Origin of the sequence: Leptothoe sp. ISB3NOV94-8A (assembly GCF_043421595.1) — a bacterium.
In the GTDB taxonomy this organism is placed as follows: domain Bacteria; phylum Cyanobacteriota; class Cyanobacteriia; order Phormidesmidales; family Phormidesmidaceae; genus Leptothoe; species Leptothoe turfae.
On record NZ_JAXSQW010000002.1, the window covers coordinates 247,841 to 265,305 of the forward strand.

Consider the following 17,465-nt stretch of genomic DNA (forward strand, 5'->3'; position numbering starts at 1 on the left):
GCCTGACTGTTCTATACCGCCCAGCTATGCCGCTAAGGTCTGATTCAATTCTGTCAGAATCGTGGGTAATTCTGTTCCAAACAGTTGTACTGCCTTCAAAGGCCCACCTTTCTGATTAAACGGTACATCCTCAAAGTCCTCCGACTCAATCTTCAAACTTGTGGCAATATGATCGCGGATCATCTCCAGCCATTCTCGCTGCTCGGGCGAAAACCCTCGTCCTGCTGAGTCCTGCTGAGTCAACCACGTTTCAAATCGCCGATTTACTACCTCCCCAAATGGTTCCAGTACATCTGTTTCGCCAATAGCAAAGCGTACCAGAGAAATCAGGTTGGTCAAAATTTTCTCCGGGCGACCTTTAACTTTCGACACTTCCAGCTGCTCGTAAGCCTGCCACAGCTGCTCTGCCCTAAACCGATAGGGCGGCTTCTGAATCGCCTCCGCTAGCTGCCGAATCTGATCATAGGAAAGCTGCCGCTGACCATAGGGCAGGTTATACAAAATCTGCAGTGCGGTAATCTCGTCCTTATTGTCCTCAATAAACTGCCGCCAGTTCTGCACCAACGACTCTGCCCGCTCCCGTGCCGCCGCATCAAACCCCGCAGAAATTAACTCATCCGCACTCACACGGTCAATGGTTTGCTCCGCATCAGACTGTAGCTCTTTTAATAGCTGACGCAGCTCCGGCGAATCAAAGGGCAAACAGGCTTCCTCTGTCAGTATCTCTGCCGCCTGCTCCTGCTCCGCTTCCGTTGGCGCTCCTGTCTGAAACTGGGTTTTAGCCCGCTCAATTTGCAGATCCGGGTCCGTTGCATCCAACAGGCCATTGATAATCTGCTTCAGGGGCTGTCCCGCTGTGGCCTCAATCCGGCTGCGGTCGGTATCGGAAAGCTTGCGATCTAACCGGGCTAGGCGTCCTGCTAAAGACGTGATGAGATCGCAATCCTGATGCCCCTGGGCCACCCCCAGCATGAGCTTGTCAAAGGGCACCGAGCGTTTGCGCTCTAAGGGGCGAGAATCGGTTTTATCGCGATCGCACACCCCCACCGCATCCACAATTACAAAGTGGGTCTTGTGCTGTGCCCCCTGGGTTATTGCCTGAAAGTCCGTATCGGGAATGGTGCGAGTGCCCCGACCCTTCATCTGGTCAAAGAAATTGCGCGACTTCACATCCCGCATAAACAGCAGACATTCCAGGGGTTTAATATCCGTCCCGGTAGACATCATATCCACCGTAACCGCAATGCGCGGATTGTAGCTATTGCGAAACTGGTTGATCAGGTCTTCCGCCTTTTTGACCTGATAGGTAATCTTTTTACAAAACTCATTACCCTTATCAAACTCCTGCCGCACAATTTCCAGAATGTCCTCCGCGTGGGAATCATTCTTGGCAAAGATCAGCGTTTTCGGAACCTCTGTGCGACCGGGGAAAATCTCAACGGGAAGGCGATCTCGAAACGTGCGAATAACCGTGCGAATCTGGTCGACGGCCACCACATCCCGGTCGAGCTTTTTGCCGGTATAGTTAAGGTCTTCGTCCAGCGTTTCCCAACGGACAGCACGGGTCTTACGATTGCGCCTATCCACCAAAAAGCCCGATTCCACAGTACTACCCTGCTCCGTAATCCGGGTACGAATGGGATAGACATCGTAGGGCACATTCACCCCATCGGCCACGGCCCGTTCATGGCCATACTCCATCACCAGATTCTGATTAAAAAAGCCAAAGGTCTGCTTCGAGGGCGTTGCCGTCAGGCCAATCAAAAACGCATCGTAATATTCCAGCACCTGCCGCCACAGATTATAAATCGAGCGGTGACACTCATCGGTAATGATGAAATCAAAGTCCTCAATGGGAAAGTGGGGGTTGTAGCTCACCTCCCTGGGCGGTTCCAGGTCCGTACCCGTCTCAAACAGCGATTGTTCTTCTAACGATTCATCCAGTTCTGCCTCACCCCGCAGCATGGAGTACAGCCGCTGAATCGTCGTAATACACACCTTACTCACCCGATCCAGGCTGTTAGTGGTCATCCGCTGCACATTGTACAGGTCCGTAAACTTGCGCCCATCATCCGGCGGCACATACTGCTGAAACTCCTTAAACGCCTGCCGAGAAAGGTTTCCCCGATCCACCAGAAACAATATACGCTTGGCCCCAGCAAACTTAATCAGACGATAGACAAAGCTCACCGCCGTGTAGGTCTTGCCGCTCCCCGTCGCCATCTGGATTAAGGCCCTGGGCCGAGACCGGGCAAAGGACTGTTCCAGGTTGGTAATGGCCTCAATCTGGCAATCCCGCAGACCATCGGTCATCAGTGAGGGCAACTGGCGCAGTCGAGATCGTAACGTATCTGCTTGGGCCAGCCATTCCCCCAAGGTTTCCGGTTTATGAAAGGCAAACACTCGCCGAGAACGATAGTCTGGGTCTCGCGCATCCCGAAAAAACGTTTCAGTGCCTGTACTTTCGTAGGCAAAGGGAGACAGCTGGCGGTCATACCGCAGTCGAGGAGGAATGCCCTCCAAATAGTCTGCCGACTGTTCTGCTACACCGCCCAATGTAGTCCCTTCACTCTTGGCCTCAATCACCCCAACGGCCTTGCGGTTTACAAACAGCAGGTAATCGGCAAAGCCCCCCGTGGCCAGCGGATATTCCCGAACAGCTACACCCACACCAGCCCCCAGGTTCAGACTGAGGTAGTCCTGCACTTGCCAGCCTGCCGCTATCAGCAGGGCGTCTATGGTTTGTCGGGCCTTTTGCTCTGGTTGCATACTGGTTTGCCCAGGGTTTGCTTGTACTCAAATACAGACTATTCCCACAGTCAGACTCTAGCTGTGATTCTCTGCAAAAAATTCAACTAAAGTTGATATTTTTCCGAAGGATTAACTTAAAATCTGCCAAAAGGCTCACATCAACGCACCGGCTATTTCACCACTAATTCTCAATAGCCCATTGCTGGTTTCCTTTTTTAAAGCTGGTTTGGTTGGTGGCTGATAATTAATATGGAAGCTATATCCAGCACGATCATAGATATCATCAAAAGTAGCTTTGAAATTAATTTCGGGTTCTGGATCACTTGGCTTGAGGTGTAAACAAAACGTTCTGTCAAAATTTCAGCCCATGACATCGGTTCAAGTCACCTCCCAAATCAACATTGACCTGGATCAGCTCCTGGCTGGTGTTGCTCAGCTTGAAACGCCTGATCTGGAACGCTTTACTGAGCAAGTTACCCAGCTGCTGGCCCAGCGTAGAGTGAGTAGCCTGCCAGTCCAAGAAACTGAACTACTCCAACAAATTAACCAGGGCTTACCACCAGAAATCCAACAGCGCTACGACCAGTTACAGGCAAAATTACAAGCAGAAACCATTTCCATAGACGAACACCAGAACCTACTGACCCTGATTGACACCGTTGAGCAGGCCGACGCCAAACGCCTGGAAGCCCTGATGACCCTGGCTCAGTTGCGTCAGGTATCCCTGCCCGATCTCATGGCCCAGCTAGACATTGAGCCCCCTCCGGTTCATGCCTAGCGCCTATATTTCTGCAGAACAGCAGCGCCAGATCATCGAACGGGCCAAGCGACGGTGCGAATATTGCAAAAGCTCTATGGACTACGCCTCACAACCCTTTGTCATGGAACACATTATTCCGGTATCTACAGGCGGAGAAACAGCCCTAACGAATCTCGCCTTGGCCTGCGGTGGCTGCAATGGTCATAAATACACCAAAGTGGATGCTATTGACCCGGCAAGTCAGACTAGAGTTGCCCTATTTCATCCGCGTCAGCAGCCCTGGTCAAATCATTTTGGTTGGAGTGCCGACTACCTTAACGGGCTTGGGTTAACCGCTATTGGGCGGGCAACGATAGAAGCATTAAAGCTCAACCGCCCCGGTGTCATCAACTTGCGGCGACTGCTTCTATTGGCAGGGCTGCATCCTCCGAATGAAGGTCAACCATAGGGATGATAGTACGGGTAATAGGGTGCTATGTATTGCTTTAGGTAAGATTGTGGAATGGTTAGGACGGTCAGGTGTCCAATATGATGCGATCTCGAAGCATCTTCTTATCGACTACCAGTTCCCAAACTGACGATTCAACTCAATCCTTGGGCTAAATTTCATTATCCGTCATCATGTAGAAATGCCTATCCCATATAGATTCTGCATGTTTAACCTACTTATTGGCGAATTAAAAAGGACGTGGATTCAATTCATTCGTTACCCCAGTGAGATCATTGGCGGGATAATTATTATCACCACAGTTTTTTACGGTCTGTTTGTGAGTGCACAATACATGGCAGGTCCGGCGATCAACTTTGGTGATCGTCTAGATTCTGTCGTGGTGGGCTATGTGCTGTGGACGCTGGCGCTATATATCGTCAATGACATTGCGTTTAATATTCAGGCTGAGGCTCAGACCGGGACTCTAGAGCAGATTTTTCTGTCACCCTTTGCGGCCCCGACAATCTTTTTTGCACGTGCGATCGCAAGTCTAGCCCTACGAATGACCATCATTGTCCTCATCCTGTTTATCCTGATGAGCATTACCGGCAGCCAACTATCGTTTCCGTTAGGACTAGTTTTTCCATTGCTCACACTGTTGATGGCAGCCTACGGTCTTGCTTTTGTTATGGGGTCCTGCGCATTGGTTTTTAAGCGTGTGCAACAGATTTTGCCAATCTTTCAGTTTGCTTTATTGTTCCTCCTGGCAGCCCCCACTGAAGAATGGAGCGGTCGTGCTCGGATAGTTGCAAATTTCTTGCCGATGTTGCCAAGCACAGGGTTACTGCGCGATCTGATGGCTCGTGGAGAAGGATTGGATATATCTTTGCTTGGTATTGCCCTAATTAATGGTGCGGCCTATTTTGGGATTGGTTTACTAGTGTTTGGCTGGGCTGAGCGCCAGGCAAAACGCAAGGGAATTTTGGGTGGTTACTGAGATTTGATATTTCTATTCTCAGTTTTGAAGCTATATCGATCCAATATTAGTCTTGCAGCGTTGTGGTGTTCTTGTGCCAATATTTTCGGCTCGATAAATTGTGCATTTCCCATAAATCCATAAACCCAGCGGCTAAATTCGTTGACTGATCTCGGAGGAAGGCTAACTTCATAATCTACATAGCTTAAGACACCATCTTTCATAGGGCCTTTGATAATTTTTTGACTTTGGTGTCGGTGTTCACCTTCGAGAATAAATCGTAAAATTGGAGGAAAGAACCTAACTATAACCTTGGTAAAACTCAGCTTGCCTTGTAACTCTAGCTTTTGATCTTGTAGGTCTCCTAAAAATAAACCCCAACCAGTTGCAAGAAGTTGATGCGCTGTTTTTAGTTTTTTCTGCTGAACAGCAATACCTCTTCTCTCAGAATCTGATTTTCTATAGTGATCGCTAAAACGATCTAATCGTGTAATTGCTAGATGTTGATCAGAAAAATGTTCATATAGAAGATACCAAGCAATATTATTGTGGATGATTTGTAGTGGGTAAACCCAGAGGTATCCGCGCGGGCGGTTGCTATATGGACTTTTTGAGTGACAAAGTTGAATTTTCTCGCCTGTTAAAATCGATTGCTCTAGCTGTTTGATTTCATGTATTAAAGTTGGTCTATAGTGCCCATCAGACATCATTTCAATTGGATCAGTATAGATAATCGATTGGTTGAACTGTGTACGTACAGGGTATAAAAGCTCACCATAAGGATCGATAGTTTTGATTCGTCGAGTTAGCTTTTCATAGAGTTGTCTAACCTGAGGCTCTTTTTGGTGTGTTGCCTGGGCAGCTAGAGCATTCAATGCAGTACGCAATTCCCCGCGCGTCATAAGACCCGTACCTAGGAAGTATCCCCAACGATACATTGGTGGGCTTAAGATGCCCCATTGTCTTAGAAATCCAAGATCCTTACGAATAGTATTAGCTGAGCAAGAAAAGTCTATACCTTTGCTTTTTGCCAACTCATGCATGCGATCGCAAAGTATTTGTAACGCATTGTGATGTTCAGCTGATGTCTCTGTAGCTGCGTCTGGGCTTCCTACACCAGGATGTTCAATCAAAGTCAGTACAAGCATTAGCAAGCGTTTTAGAGCTTTTGGGCTGTTGTATCTCTTTGGGATGCGAGCGCGATGCATAGTGCATTCAAATTGCCAAACTAAAGGCAATATTATCTGATTTGTAGATAAATAGCTGAAATGTCTGCTCCTATTGGGTTACCCCAATAAATTGGGAGATCTAAAAATATTGGCTATATCTGGTCACTATATAAATAGTTCGCTAGTCTTGGTTTAAGGATTTAGTTTCAAGCAAAAAAGTGGTATCAGGATGCAGCCACTCATCATTCGTAGATATTTGCCGAATTTCATTGGACTGTAGATTTCGCCATGTCAAATTTGAAACATAAGAAACTTAAGCAATGGCTTATCTTCAGTTCAGTTGTCTTTGGTGTGAGTTTTGGCATCAATTATGCGGTTAATCGTGATGTACGAAAGGCACTGGTAGGTGGTGGAGCTAGTACAAGTGCATCTAGTATTGGTGTCCTAGCACTTGATTGGCGACAGCGAAAGCTTTTGACCGATAACTTTTCATCACTTCAAGAGAAAATTGAGACTCTGGAAAAGCGACATGAGAATCTCACTCAATCCCATACTGAAAAGACGTCTCAATTAAAGCAACTGACTCAACAACGGACCGAAGTTATCCAAGATTTCAATAATATAAAAGAGCAGAAGCAGCAGTTAGATATTGAACTTGAGGAGCTTCGTCAGCAAAAAACACAACTTGATAATGAAATATTAGAGAAAGAAAATCATACGGAAAATCTTAGGCTCGATAATGAACAGTTAGAGCAACAGAGGCAAGAATTAAATAACATGCTCAATCTTTTGCGTGAGACTGAGCAAAAAAACTGTCAAGACTTTGAGGATCAATCTCTCCAAAGACAGAGCCAAATTCGAGAATCACAGCATTTTATAGAAGGGTTGACTACAAGGACCAGTGAATTAGAAGCAGAAGAGCGTGCACTTAACGAATTGATTGAACAACTCTCTAATCTACGACTTCAATTAGAGACTGATATCAGTGCTTTACAATTTACGAAAGAACAATTAGCTGCTGAAATAACAGAAACAGAAGATCAGCTCAAAGCATTAAACGAGTTACAAGGTGCGTCAGATATACAGGCGGAAATAGCAGATCAACTTTCTATTACTTCTGATGAGCAACCGGGAATAGCAGATGACTTAATTCCGGTAGAGATGAATCCGGATGCTTTATCCCTTCCTATCAAGAAGCCTTCCAATCCTGAAATATCAATTTCAGAGGAAAAGGAGGCAGCTCAATCTACTTCAAATAAGGGGTATTCTCGACTTAATTTTAATCTTAAGAATGCTAACCACAGTCAAGAGTTTTGGGAGAATGAGATTTTGCCGAAATGGCAACATGCAGATCGACCTCTAGGCTTTCGTTTTCTGGGTAGTGTCGGTATTGATAAAGATACTAGTAACTACTTACTTCAGGTGATTGGAGAGAATTTAAGACGGCTGAAAAGTTTGACTTACAATTGCCTTTATCAAGAATTTGATGAGCCTCAGCAAAACTGGCTAAAACTTTTAACATTAGCCCTATCTGAGTATGCTTACTACTATTCTGAAGATCGCTTCTGGGACGGTTTTTGTGAGCGGTTAGATATACCATCAGGACAGGCTATTGAGAAAACATTACGTCGAATTGTTTCGGATGGGACTAATACGTTAGGTTTGATCAAAAGTCAGAGCGGATATACCTATGTATCTACCCTATGGTTACAGAGTGGTATCCCCAAGCACAATCTAAATCACTTTGCACAGTTAGTACAAGAGGTCTCTGATGACTATGGTTGGTGGGGACTTGCTCATAGTGATGAGCAAGAACTATCTCAGGCTCTAATGGAGCATTCCCTGTCAAAACATGCTTCATGGGGAACCTTGAATAATTTCTTGAAAGTTAGTTGTGCTGAGCAATCAGGTGAGATTGCCTTATCTGGTCAGCTTGTTAGAGGGATTGCAATGGTTGCCCAGCAACTAGAACAACAAGGGTATTCTCCCCAAGCTTTACTTGACCCAGAACATCGAGAGGCTGCTCTAAATGATTACTATTTGCCCTCCAGCTTCTTCCTGCGTGATTGGAGTACAGTCGCTGAGATATTAACCCCTAAACCTTCTGAAGGTAAACAAGGCTTACGTAGACGGCAGCGTGAGTTATCCCTACAGTTAGATATCGAAACTCTTAATACTCAGCTGGTGCTACCAGAGCAAAAGCTTTGGCAAAAAGATTGGAGAGATCTTCGAGGTACATTTTGTCAAATTACCGAAGGTCAATGGGAAGGTATCATTCCTTATAAAGGTGATTTAGAGATCCCAGAACTCTCTACAGTTGTAAATTCACAAGAACTTTTATGGGAATGGCATCTGCAGAATCATCTGCACCATCAGGTCTTAACCTGGCAAAAACCTGGTATTGATTCTGAATTTCCGTGTTTAGTATTTGATTTCAACACAGGTGAACATATTCCTTTGACTCTATCTTCACCTGTTATCGCTGGTACAACATCTATTATCTGCTTCGTGCCAAAGGACTGGCTTCTAGAAGTTGGAGAAGGTATTGAAATATGGGATGAATATTTACCTACTAGTTTGCACGGATGGATAGGACAAGAAATTGAGCTAATTAAACAACGATCATCTATCTCTTTATCTGCCTCGGACAGTGAAAAATCAATAGAAGTTATCTGGCAAAGTTCAGACGATCAGTCTCCTATTTTGCAAGGCACTAAGCTACGCGGTAAAAAGCCAGTTTATTTGGGTAAACCGGTCCTTCAATATCCATCTAACACACACAATCAAACAGTCAATTTACTCATCGAGAGTATTACACAGAAAGCTATTGTAGCTCGCCAGTTGGTAGAAGTAGGTTCACGTGAACATTCTATATCTATTGAACTTGATAGTCAGATTGATACAGCTGATGTCTATGAAATGAAGGTGTGGACTGATACGCAAGAGTGGGGATATTCCTTTGAAGTTAAAGCGCCACATCAGCTTAATGATCCGCCTGAGCATCCCCCAATAAAAATTAACCATTCCGTTCCGGTAGTTTCTGACGGTGAAAACGCTAAAGTTCAAACGACTGATCAATTCTGGGCAGATGACATAGGGATCAACGGATTATGGCCTTTGGAAACAGTTACATTTTATCTGAGGAGTGCTGAAGATAATACTACATATACTGTTCAAGCTGACTCCATAGGTAAGTTAACGTTTGGTGTAGCTACCCTCTATGGTCATCTACCAGAGTCTGAGCAATATACGCTTGCTTATCAACGAGTAGGATTTCCTACCGAACTCGTACTCTCTTACGGCAATCCTGATGAATCCATAAGCTGGGAACTGACTGAGAAATCCATTGTCTTTTCACATCTTAATGTAGATGCGACTCTGCTTTGTTGGAATTTATTGTTACCGACATTACCAGACGAGGAGATGTCTATTACTGCAACAGGACGATCAGAAGTCTTGCTGCCAAAATCATCTGGCATATATTACTTGCAACTAAAATACTCACATGCCTTGACTCCTCTTGGGTGGTGGTGTGGGGATGATCAACCTGAATTACCTGACAAATTACAGAAGCAGGAAATACAAAATAGAGATGCAATCGAGAATTATTGCTATACATTGTTAGATAATGAGCCTCTAAATACATTTACTGAGGCATTGGATCAGTTGTCTTTGGATTTGTGTCTATCGCAACTTGAGTCAGGTCTTACAGCCTTAGAAAACCTGCCAAATCACTTACCTGATTGGTTAGACAAGGAGCTTTTAATTCAAAAACTTGTTTTATTGAGAGATAGAGCTAAGCCCAAGACTAACGAAACGATAGAGTCAGAATTTGAGCCTGTTCCAGAAAATCCTGAAGAGAAAAATTTTCCAGCTACCACATCTACTGAGAAATCATCTCGTTCAGATAAATGGTATTTAGTTACACTTCGTGCAGGCAAACAAAAAATATTTCTTACCTGCCTGGACAACGTTCGTCATCAGAATATATCTGATGTTTCCCATATACTTTCGGTTCGAAAATGTCGAGAGGAGTATAAGAACTTAATTTTGCTGCAGGTAGAAAGTGCAGCAAAACTTGCAGAAATCAATCATCTGCTTCGCCAGGTGGAAGGGTTTCAGTCTATTGAACGACGGCCACTCAAAATCAGTGATGTTGAACGAATGTTGGAGGATGAGGTATGAACTGGTTCGAGCCAATCATTCAAGTTTTAAGTAATCATCGTCATCCACATAATGCAAATTTACCCCAAGCACTAACTAGAACACAGCTCATTAATTTACTAAAGAGTTATCCGACCCCTCATAACTATGAGTTCTCTGCTAGGCAAATTCAGACCTCGCTCAGTGAACTGATAGCTCAAGGTGAAATTCTAGAGGGTATTGGAAAGCGCTACTGTATGGCACCGCCAGCTGTCCTTACTAAAGATGAAAAAAATGTCAGGAGTGTCCGTTTTCGAGGTGATCGCGCATATTTGCCTTTAGCACATCAAATTCTAGAGACGGATCAAGATCAATATGAAGTGCTTATTCGACCAAGAGTTCATAGATTGCAATATATTCAAGGCTGCTTAGCTCATGTGGGTGTTCGGTTAATTACCCTATCGCAACAGGTGGATCGTTTACCTAAACCTCGTCCAATATCTGAAGCAGAACTCAGAGTACCTTGGGCAGATAATCCTTTTAGACAGACTAACTCAAAGCAGCCTATTCAATGTTACTGTCCGAAAGTTAATGCCACGCAGCATGAGCGTTGGCAAGTTGTATCTAAGCCGCCATCAACTCCTAGTTTACTTAGACTGCACTCGGGCAATTTCCTTTGGTATGATTCTCAATCATTTTATGAGCTTGAGCCAGACACTGCTTATTTAGCAGCATTTTGGCTAGATCGGGCCCATGACTGTCCTCTGAAACTTGCATGGGATAAATCTAAAGGGCTACTCCATTTAAGGCAGACGTCATTGCCTAGTGTCTATGCAAAATGGATTTGGGCTTTGTCAGAGCCAGATTTTGAGCATAAACGAACTCGCTTCATAAAACCTACTAATCAACCACTCATTCTTGAAGCCCTACAACAGTTGGGTTGCTGTTTAGTTTAACCTCGCAGTACATGCCATGGCTAATCATTCGTATCTTGATCCTATAGCTGTTGTTAAGCAACCTCGGGAGGACTTTATTCGTCATCTGATGACGGCTTATCCTTTACGAGATGAGGAACTCCGAGAACGCCTCAAGCAAGAATTAGAAAAACCAGGAATGGTATGGCAACATCCTTATTTAGAGGGGGCACAGCCTTACTATTCGGCAAGTAGTGTTGCTGATTTAGTTGACTCTGGCAAACTTCATTCAGATATGATTCATTTGTTTGATGCCGCTAAGAGCCCATCAGATCCTAAGGGTAGCAGACCACTATATAAACATCAGCAAGAAGCTATTGAAGCAGTTGTTGAACAACATGAAAATATTGTTGTTGCTACAGGGACTGGTTCTGGAAAAACTGAATGTTTTCTAATTTCAATGATGGATATGCTCCTCAAAGAGCAAGAACAGCTTTATGATTCGGGCGTTCGGGCACTTATCTTGTATCCAATGAACGCCCTTGTCAATGATCAGGTTAAAAGACTACGTAAGTTGCTTTGTCGCCAAGATTCTGATCAGCCAACTATTCGTTTTGGATTTTATACAAGTCGAACTGAGCGTAAGCCTAAAGAGGCTGAAGATATTCTCCTGTCGGAATTGCAGAGTTATGACAGGCAAGAACTCCTAGACCTTTTTAGTGAGGATGAAAAGCAAAAAAATCGACAAAATTTTAGTACGCCTGAAAAGTTGATTGATGCAGCTGCTCAAAAAATTCAGAAAATTCAAGCTATTTCACGAGAGGAAATTTGGGAACAGCCACCGCATATTCTTGTTACTAATTATTCTATGCTAGAGCATATGCTCATTCGCCCTAAAGAGCGCAATGATGTATTTGTTGCTTCCTCGCCAGTGTTTAAGTTGCTCATCGTAGATGAAGCCCATACTTACAATGGCTCAACCGGGACTGAAGTTTCGATGCTTCTAAAGCGTTTCAAAGCTGCTCTGAGTCAAGAAAGTGGTCAAATTCGCTGCATTGCTACTAGTGCTAGTTTAGGAAAAGAAGAGACTAATCAAGAAATTCTTGAGTTTGCCAAGACTCTGTTTGATGAACCTTTCAATGAAATCATTCGTGGCAAACGTCAAGCAGCTGTTGATCGCCTGGGTGAGCCATATACACTTTTGCCTGATTTTGAGGCTGAGGACATTTGGGAATATCTCAGTGAGCTGAAACTGCCGGAGCTGACTGCAGATATTCAGCTTTGGATAGATGAATTATCTTACATTGTTCCTAAGATTCGACTTGATCAAGCATTGAATAAAGCAGGTGGTGATATACACAAGCTGCTGTGGTTTGCACTGAGGCAACACCCACTAATTCATCGGCTAATTGATTTCCTTAGTAACCGTCCCTATCCCTGGGAAGACGTTTTCCAGTCTACAAATCTATGGGGTTTTGATTTGCCCTTAAGCCTAGATGGCGAAATTGATGAGAAAGTTACCCAAATTTCTGAGCAAGCATTAGCAAACCTATTGCAGCTTGGGACTCTTGCAAGATTTAACGATAATGACTTGCCGCTATTACCTGTGCGGTTACACCTATTGTTCCGTAGCTTAGAAGGTCTATTTCAATGCATTAATACAGATTGTCGTAACATTTATCTTAATAGTAAAGAGGCTTGTGATAGATGTCATTCGCCTGTTCTTGAGGTAGGTAGTTGTTCCCAATGTGGTCAGGAGTATGTATTGACTCAGCTCAGTCGAGAAGGTCAACTTTTACCACTGCCAAGGACGTATAAGGCATTGAAAGATAAAAAGCAGCAAGAACGTATTTACACCACTACATTAGCCAACATCTCTAACAGTACAGAAGATGAAGAGAATGAACTCTCCGACTCATATGAGAATAGCGATGCTAAAACTCTCACGATTCTACAACAAGGGAATGGCTGGATAGGAAAACCAGCAGATAAACCATTTCAATCCTCAGTTCATGGTAGCAGTGAATATCAGCTGGCTTGGCATCGACAAAAAGATGACGAAAAACTGAATGGTTGCTATTTACGAAAATGCATTGCTTGTGGGTATGGAACTAGTCGAACCTATGCAATTCGAAGGCTTGTAGCTTATACAGACGCCCCCTTAGAAGCGATGATCGATAGCCTTTTTGAGCTATTGCCTGAGGAAAATTCAGTAATGCAATCGTCTAAGCGTAAGTTGTTAACCTTTTCTGATGGACGTCAGGATGCTGCTTTCTTTGCCTCTGATTTTCAGCGAAACCATACAGAGATCCTTTATCGTCAAATGATTTGGCAGGCGTTTAATCAGGTCAAAGATCAACAAGAGAGTGCTTCGGTAGGGCAAGTAACGAATCAACTTCGAGACAATTTTTTAGAAATTCCGATTCCTCATCCTGATAGAACGTCAGAGCTAAACTACACAAGCTATGTGAGCCGTGATGATGTCGATAATACTCCTAAGAACCCTAGAGACTGCAAAGATAGGGCAGAAAAACGGGCAAAGGAACTTTTACTAAAAGAATTTGCAGTTGCTTATGCTCGTCGTTCTTCATTAGAGGCTTTTGCCTTACTAGCGTGCCATTTAGAATTTTCCGATACTCTTATCCAGGCTGTTGCTGAGCGGTTAAATATGTCTAAAGGCGAAGTCCGTATCTTTTTAACTGGCCTTATTAATATCATCCGTCGATCAGGAACAGTCAGTATCTATGGGGCTTCTAGCTATTTCCCAGAAACAGGTGGGGTCGTAGGGTCTAGACGACCTATGGTTAATACTCAGGGGAAAACATTAATCTACCTCTTTCTGGAAAGAAATAAGGAGATGCAGAATAAATTTCGTGGCTCATTTGCTTTCTGCTCAGATAAACTTACTCGGATCAGTTGGTACTTTAAACGTTCATTCAGAGATAACAATCAGCCTACTAAAGAAGACTTTATTTGGTTATTCAGGCAGTTAGAATCAGAAGGTATTTTTGTGCCTGCAGCTCTTCAGGGAAGCTATCACCTTAACTGGGATTTACTGACCTTATGGAAAACTCAAGAAGGTTGGTATAAATGCGATTTTTGCCAGCAAGTTGCCCATATTCCTGATTTATCAGAAGCCCTCGAAGCGAAAGCTTCAATTAATCTGAGAGTCTGCCGAGCTTTCAAATGTGAAGGTACACTGCGAAAATATGAGCATGAGAAAATTGAAGCAGCAGCTAATCAGCACGCTCAACAACATATCATCAAGAACAGAGGGATTCTACCATTACGCTCTCAGGAGCATACAGCTCAGCTAGGCACAGAAGAATTAGCTAAGCGCGAAAATAATTTCCGACAAGGTAAAATCAACTTGCTAAGCTGCTCGACCACCCTAGAAATGGGAGTTGATATTGGCGAACTACAGGCTGTTGTTCTGCGGAATTTCCCTCCTCACGTAAGCAACTATCAACAACGAGCTGGGCGAGCTGGGCGTCGAACGGATGGTGTAGCCGTAACCCTAATGTATGGTCAGCGCCGCCCGCATGATAGGTTTTACTTTGAGCAGCCTCAAGAGCTGATTGCAGGTAGTAACCAGATCCCTAAGATCGATGCGAGCAATCTACAGATCCAGCAACGCCACATTAGAGCCGAACTAATTGCTATATTTTTGCAAGAAACTCAGGAGGGTATTGGCACTGAAAAAGTTACTATAGCTGGTTTCTTCGACCTCTCAGATAAGTTTCAACCTCTAGGAAACGATTGTGCTAGCCCAACAGCGATGATTTCTGAGCTAAGACGATGGCTACAGAGTCAGTGTGCTGAAAGCATATGCCAGGCATGGTTATCTAGGTTGAACAGCCCTAACACCTGTGCTGCCTTCCGAAACAATTTTTATGAGGAAATCGATCGTTTTGAAAAAGATCAGCTCAGCCATTGGAATGATTTAGTCGGGCTCCTAGACGATGTAGAGGCTGAACTAGACGTTGCGAAGAAAAATCGTGATCGTGATCAGCGACGTCAGCTCGAACGAAGTCGGGATAGTCTTGAAATTGAACTCAAAAAGGTTCTTAATCGCCGTCTTCATGAGCAACTTGTTCAGGCTGCCATTTTACCTATTTATGGTTTTCCTATTGATGTTGTGCGACTACTCACCGAAAAAAGTGATTTTCACAAGTCTTCTCAAGGAAAACATCGTTTGGAGAGAGATCGTCGTCTTGCTTTAGGAGAATACGCTCCAGGGCAGGATGTTATTGTGGATGATCGAGTCTATAAAAGTGTAGGGGTCTTAAGTCCTCATAAGCTAGAGAAAAAGTTCTACTGGGTTTGCAAAAATTGTAATCATTTTGAATCACCTTCCAGTGATGCTGACCTCGTCGATAAGTGTCCTATTTGCGGTAACTCACCTAATCCTCGCGATATGCAAGTCAAAGAGTATCGTATTCCGCAAGCTTTTATTACTGACTGGACTCAGACGCCTGATGTAGCTCCCTATTTAAAGCCAACTCGGCAGCCAACATCGCAAGTTTTCTTGGCGAAGGAAGGAGAACAGCTTGAAACGATTTCGTTAGAAGGCATTTGTCAACTAACAACTAGTCGGAACAGTCATTTTTTCCTAGCAAATAAGGGCAATTATAATCAAGGCGCTTTTTATTTTCGGATTTGTGAGAGTTGTGGTCGCGATTTGACAGAGTCTCATACTGACCAGAAAGGTAAGAAGTCAAGAAAAGAAAAAACACCTCGTAAATCACATAAACATCCAATACTAGGTAAGAACTGTACGGGAAAGGGGGTTTCTATACATCTAGGACACGAGTTTTATAGTGACCTAGTTAAAATCAAATTCGAACGTTCTACATCTCCTAATGCGTTATTCAGAAGTGGGCAAATCTCTAATGATCAAGATGCCTCCAAAGAATTTTGGCGTTCTTTGACCTATGCTTTGTTGGCAGCAGCAGCACAAATAATTGATGTTCGTCGAGAAGAGCTAGATGGTTTGTTTGTACCTGTGGCAGACGGTCAAGCTGAAATTATCATTTATGATGACTTACCTGGAGGGGCTGGTTACAGTACTCAAATAGCCGAAAACTTTCAAGACATTCTTGAAAAGGCCTATCACTTAACAGCAACCTGTTCCTGTGATAGTAGCTGCTATGACTGTCTGAAGACCTATAACAACCAAATTTTTCATGAGGAGCTAGATCGTCAACTCGTCTCCGATTTTCTCCAGCCTATTGTAGACCAGGTAGCGCCAGACAATGAGCTGAAAGACTTTGCACCTAACTCTCATCGAGCTAGCCTAACAGCTATTGCTGACGAATTACCTACAGTCCTCAACCTGGCAGGTAAAGGTTCTATTCTCTATCTTCCTCAGCTAATCGATACCTATAAACTCAAACAAGGCTCCTCACTATCCTGGTTAAACTGCTTAAAAAGCATTGTCCGCTCAGCTGAGCAGAATGGTGGTGTTCCAGAACTAATTATCCATGATTTGCCACAGGCTATATCAGATCAAAATCGCCTGCTTAGAAGACGCCTTTCACAGTGGAGCGATCAAGGCCGTTTGAAAATATACCAATCCCACGATGAGTTACTCCCAGAACTTTGTATCGTTACAGCTCAGGACCATTACTTGGGTTTGAGACTGAGTCACGATGATTCAAACAATGTCTGGCAATGGTTACAGACACGTAGTAAGAAAGGTGGAAAAGTAGTTCTAGAACGATTACAGCAGTTACGATCTGGCTCTACCTTAATTGCAGCATCAGAACTACATGATCCTGACACTACTATTATTCTTCCAGAAGTCAAAAGAGAATGGCAAAATCTTAGTCTTCATGAGCTACGTCAAAAGTTAGGACTACTAACACTTTTGACTGGCAGTCCACTCATAGAAGTAACCTACACTGACCGTTACTTATACAAAGATAAGGCAGAAATCTTATCAGACTTACTCCAAGTTCCGAGCGTTGGTTCAACAACTAAGGTATCAATTAGTGTTCGGGAAAATAACAATGACTATAGAACTTGCCCTACTCAACAACGAAAGTCTGATTTAAAGATGCATTTTCAGGTGCTTGAATCTCAAGGTGCTGTAGTTGATACGAAAGTTCAACCACGGCGTAGTCGATTCCATTTTCCTCATGCTCGAAGTTTAGTGATTAAGAAGCAAGATGGCCAAAAGTATAGATTGATGTTTGATCAAGGGCTAGCATTTCTGAAGAAAACTGCAAAAAATAACTACTCTGCCACCCAGGATTCATATATTGTGATTACTCGATTTTCTGATGAGTAAGGCAACATGTTAGTCAAAAATTCATTAGCA

General features: G+C 43.7%; 8 protein-coding genes and 1 pseudogene. 6 read left to right on the forward strand and 3 right to left on the reverse strand.

Going from position 1 to position 17,465, the window contains the following annotated elements; genetic code table 11:
• Nucleotides 1-24: 24 nt before the first annotated feature.
• Nucleotides 25-2,769 (reverse strand): type I restriction endonuclease subunit R, encoded by a 2,745-nt coding sequence (locus SPB21_RS31615; protein WP_499869020.1) that lies wholly within the window; start codon nucleotides 2,767-2,769, stop codon nucleotides 25-27.
• Between the two features lie 135 nt (nucleotides 2,770-2,904).
• Nucleotides 2,905-3,087 (reverse strand): annotated as a pseudogene (locus SPB21_RS31620) (DUF4058 family protein); the annotation flags it as partial.
• 31 nt (nucleotides 3,088-3,118) lie between these two features.
• On the opposite strand from SPB21_RS31620, the gene SPB21_RS31625 reads away from it, so the two are divergent.
• The 3 genes from SPB21_RS31625 to SPB21_RS31635 all read left to right on the forward strand — a co-directional run bounded on the left by SPB21_RS31625 (nucleotide 3,119) and on the right by SPB21_RS31635 (nucleotide 4,938).
• Nucleotides 3,119-3,529 carry an STAS/SEC14 domain-containing protein gene (locus SPB21_RS31625; RefSeq protein WP_499869022.1) on the forward strand — a complete coding sequence of 137 codons (411 nt, stop codon included), beginning with the start codon at nucleotides 3,119-3,121 and terminating at the stop codon, nucleotides 3,527-3,529.
• Nucleotides 3,522-3,959, forward strand: coding sequence for an HNH endonuclease (locus SPB21_RS31630; protein ID WP_499869023.1), 438 nt, complete (start codon nucleotides 3,522-3,524; stop codon nucleotides 3,957-3,959). The genes SPB21_RS31625 and SPB21_RS31630 overlap by 8 nt, the downstream gene beginning before the upstream one ends.
• Before the next feature lie 205 nt (nucleotides 3,960-4,164).
• Nucleotides 4,165-4,938 carry an ABC transporter permease gene (locus SPB21_RS31635; RefSeq protein WP_163697995.1) on the forward strand — a complete coding sequence of 258 codons (774 nt, stop codon included), beginning with the start codon at nucleotides 4,165-4,167 and terminating at the stop codon, nucleotides 4,936-4,938.
• Here the strand turns inward: SPB21_RS31635 and SPB21_RS31640 are convergent.
• The gene (locus tag SPB21_RS31640; RefSeq protein ID WP_499869024.1) at nucleotides 4,932-6,125 is read right to left on the reverse strand and encodes a helix-turn-helix transcriptional regulator; all 1,194 of its coding nucleotides are present in this window, start codon (nucleotides 6,123-6,125) and stop codon (nucleotides 4,932-4,934) included. The two genes, SPB21_RS31635 and SPB21_RS31640, sit on opposite strands and share 7 nt — an antisense overlap.
• A gap of 249 nt (nucleotides 6,126-6,374) precedes the next feature.
• Here SPB21_RS31640 and SPB21_RS31645 point away from each other — a divergent pair, with 249 nt between their 5' ends.
• From SPB21_RS31645 to SPB21_RS31655, 3 genes are read left to right on the forward strand one after another with little or no spacing between them, the layout of a single operon-like run.
• Nucleotides 6,375-10,271 carry a hypothetical protein gene (locus tag SPB21_RS31645; protein ID WP_499869026.1) on the forward strand — a complete coding sequence of 1,299 codons (3,897 nt, stop codon included), beginning with the start codon at nucleotides 6,375-6,377 and terminating at the stop codon, nucleotides 10,269-10,271.
• Entirely contained in the window at nucleotides 10,268-11,185 is a 918-nt protein-coding gene (locus SPB21_RS31650) for a hypothetical protein (protein ID WP_499869027.1), read from the forward strand. Before SPB21_RS31645 ends, SPB21_RS31650 begins: the two co-directional genes overlap by 4 nt.
• A gap of 16 nt (nucleotides 11,186-11,201) precedes the next feature.
• Nucleotides 11,202-17,435, forward strand: coding sequence for a DEAD/DEAH box helicase (locus SPB21_RS31655; RefSeq protein WP_499869028.1), 6,234 nt, complete (start codon nucleotides 11,202-11,204; stop codon nucleotides 17,433-17,435).
• The last annotated feature ends 30 nt before the right edge of the window (nucleotides 17,436-17,465 follow it).

Coding starts and splice junctions, on each gene's coding strand:
- SPB21_RS31615 (WP_499869020.1), bottom strand. CDS start 2,769: ATGCAACCAGAGCAAAAGGCCCGACAAACCATAGACGCCCTGCTGATA.
- SPB21_RS31635 (WP_163697995.1), top strand. CDS start 4,165: ATGTTTAACCTACTTATTGGCGAATTAAAAAGGACGTGGATTCAATTC.
- SPB21_RS31645 (WP_499869026.1), top strand. CDS start 6,375: ATGTCAAATTTGAAACATAAGAAACTTAAGCAATGGCTTATCTTCAGT.
- SPB21_RS31630 (WP_499869023.1), top strand. CDS start 3,522: ATGCCTAGCGCCTATATTTCTGCAGAACAGCAGCGCCAGATCATCGAA.
- SPB21_RS31640 (WP_499869024.1), bottom strand. CDS start 6,125: ATGCATCGCGCTCGCATCCCAAAGAGATACAACAGCCCAAAAGCTCTA.
- SPB21_RS31655 (WP_499869028.1), top strand. CDS start 11,202: ATGGCTAATCATTCGTATCTTGATCCTATAGCTGTTGTTAAGCAACCT.
- SPB21_RS31650 (WP_499869027.1), top strand. CDS start 10,268: ATGAACTGGTTCGAGCCAATCATTCAAGTTTTAAGTAATCATCGTCAT.
- SPB21_RS31625 (WP_499869022.1), top strand. CDS start 3,119: ATGACATCGGTTCAAGTCACCTCCCAAATCAACATTGACCTGGATCAG.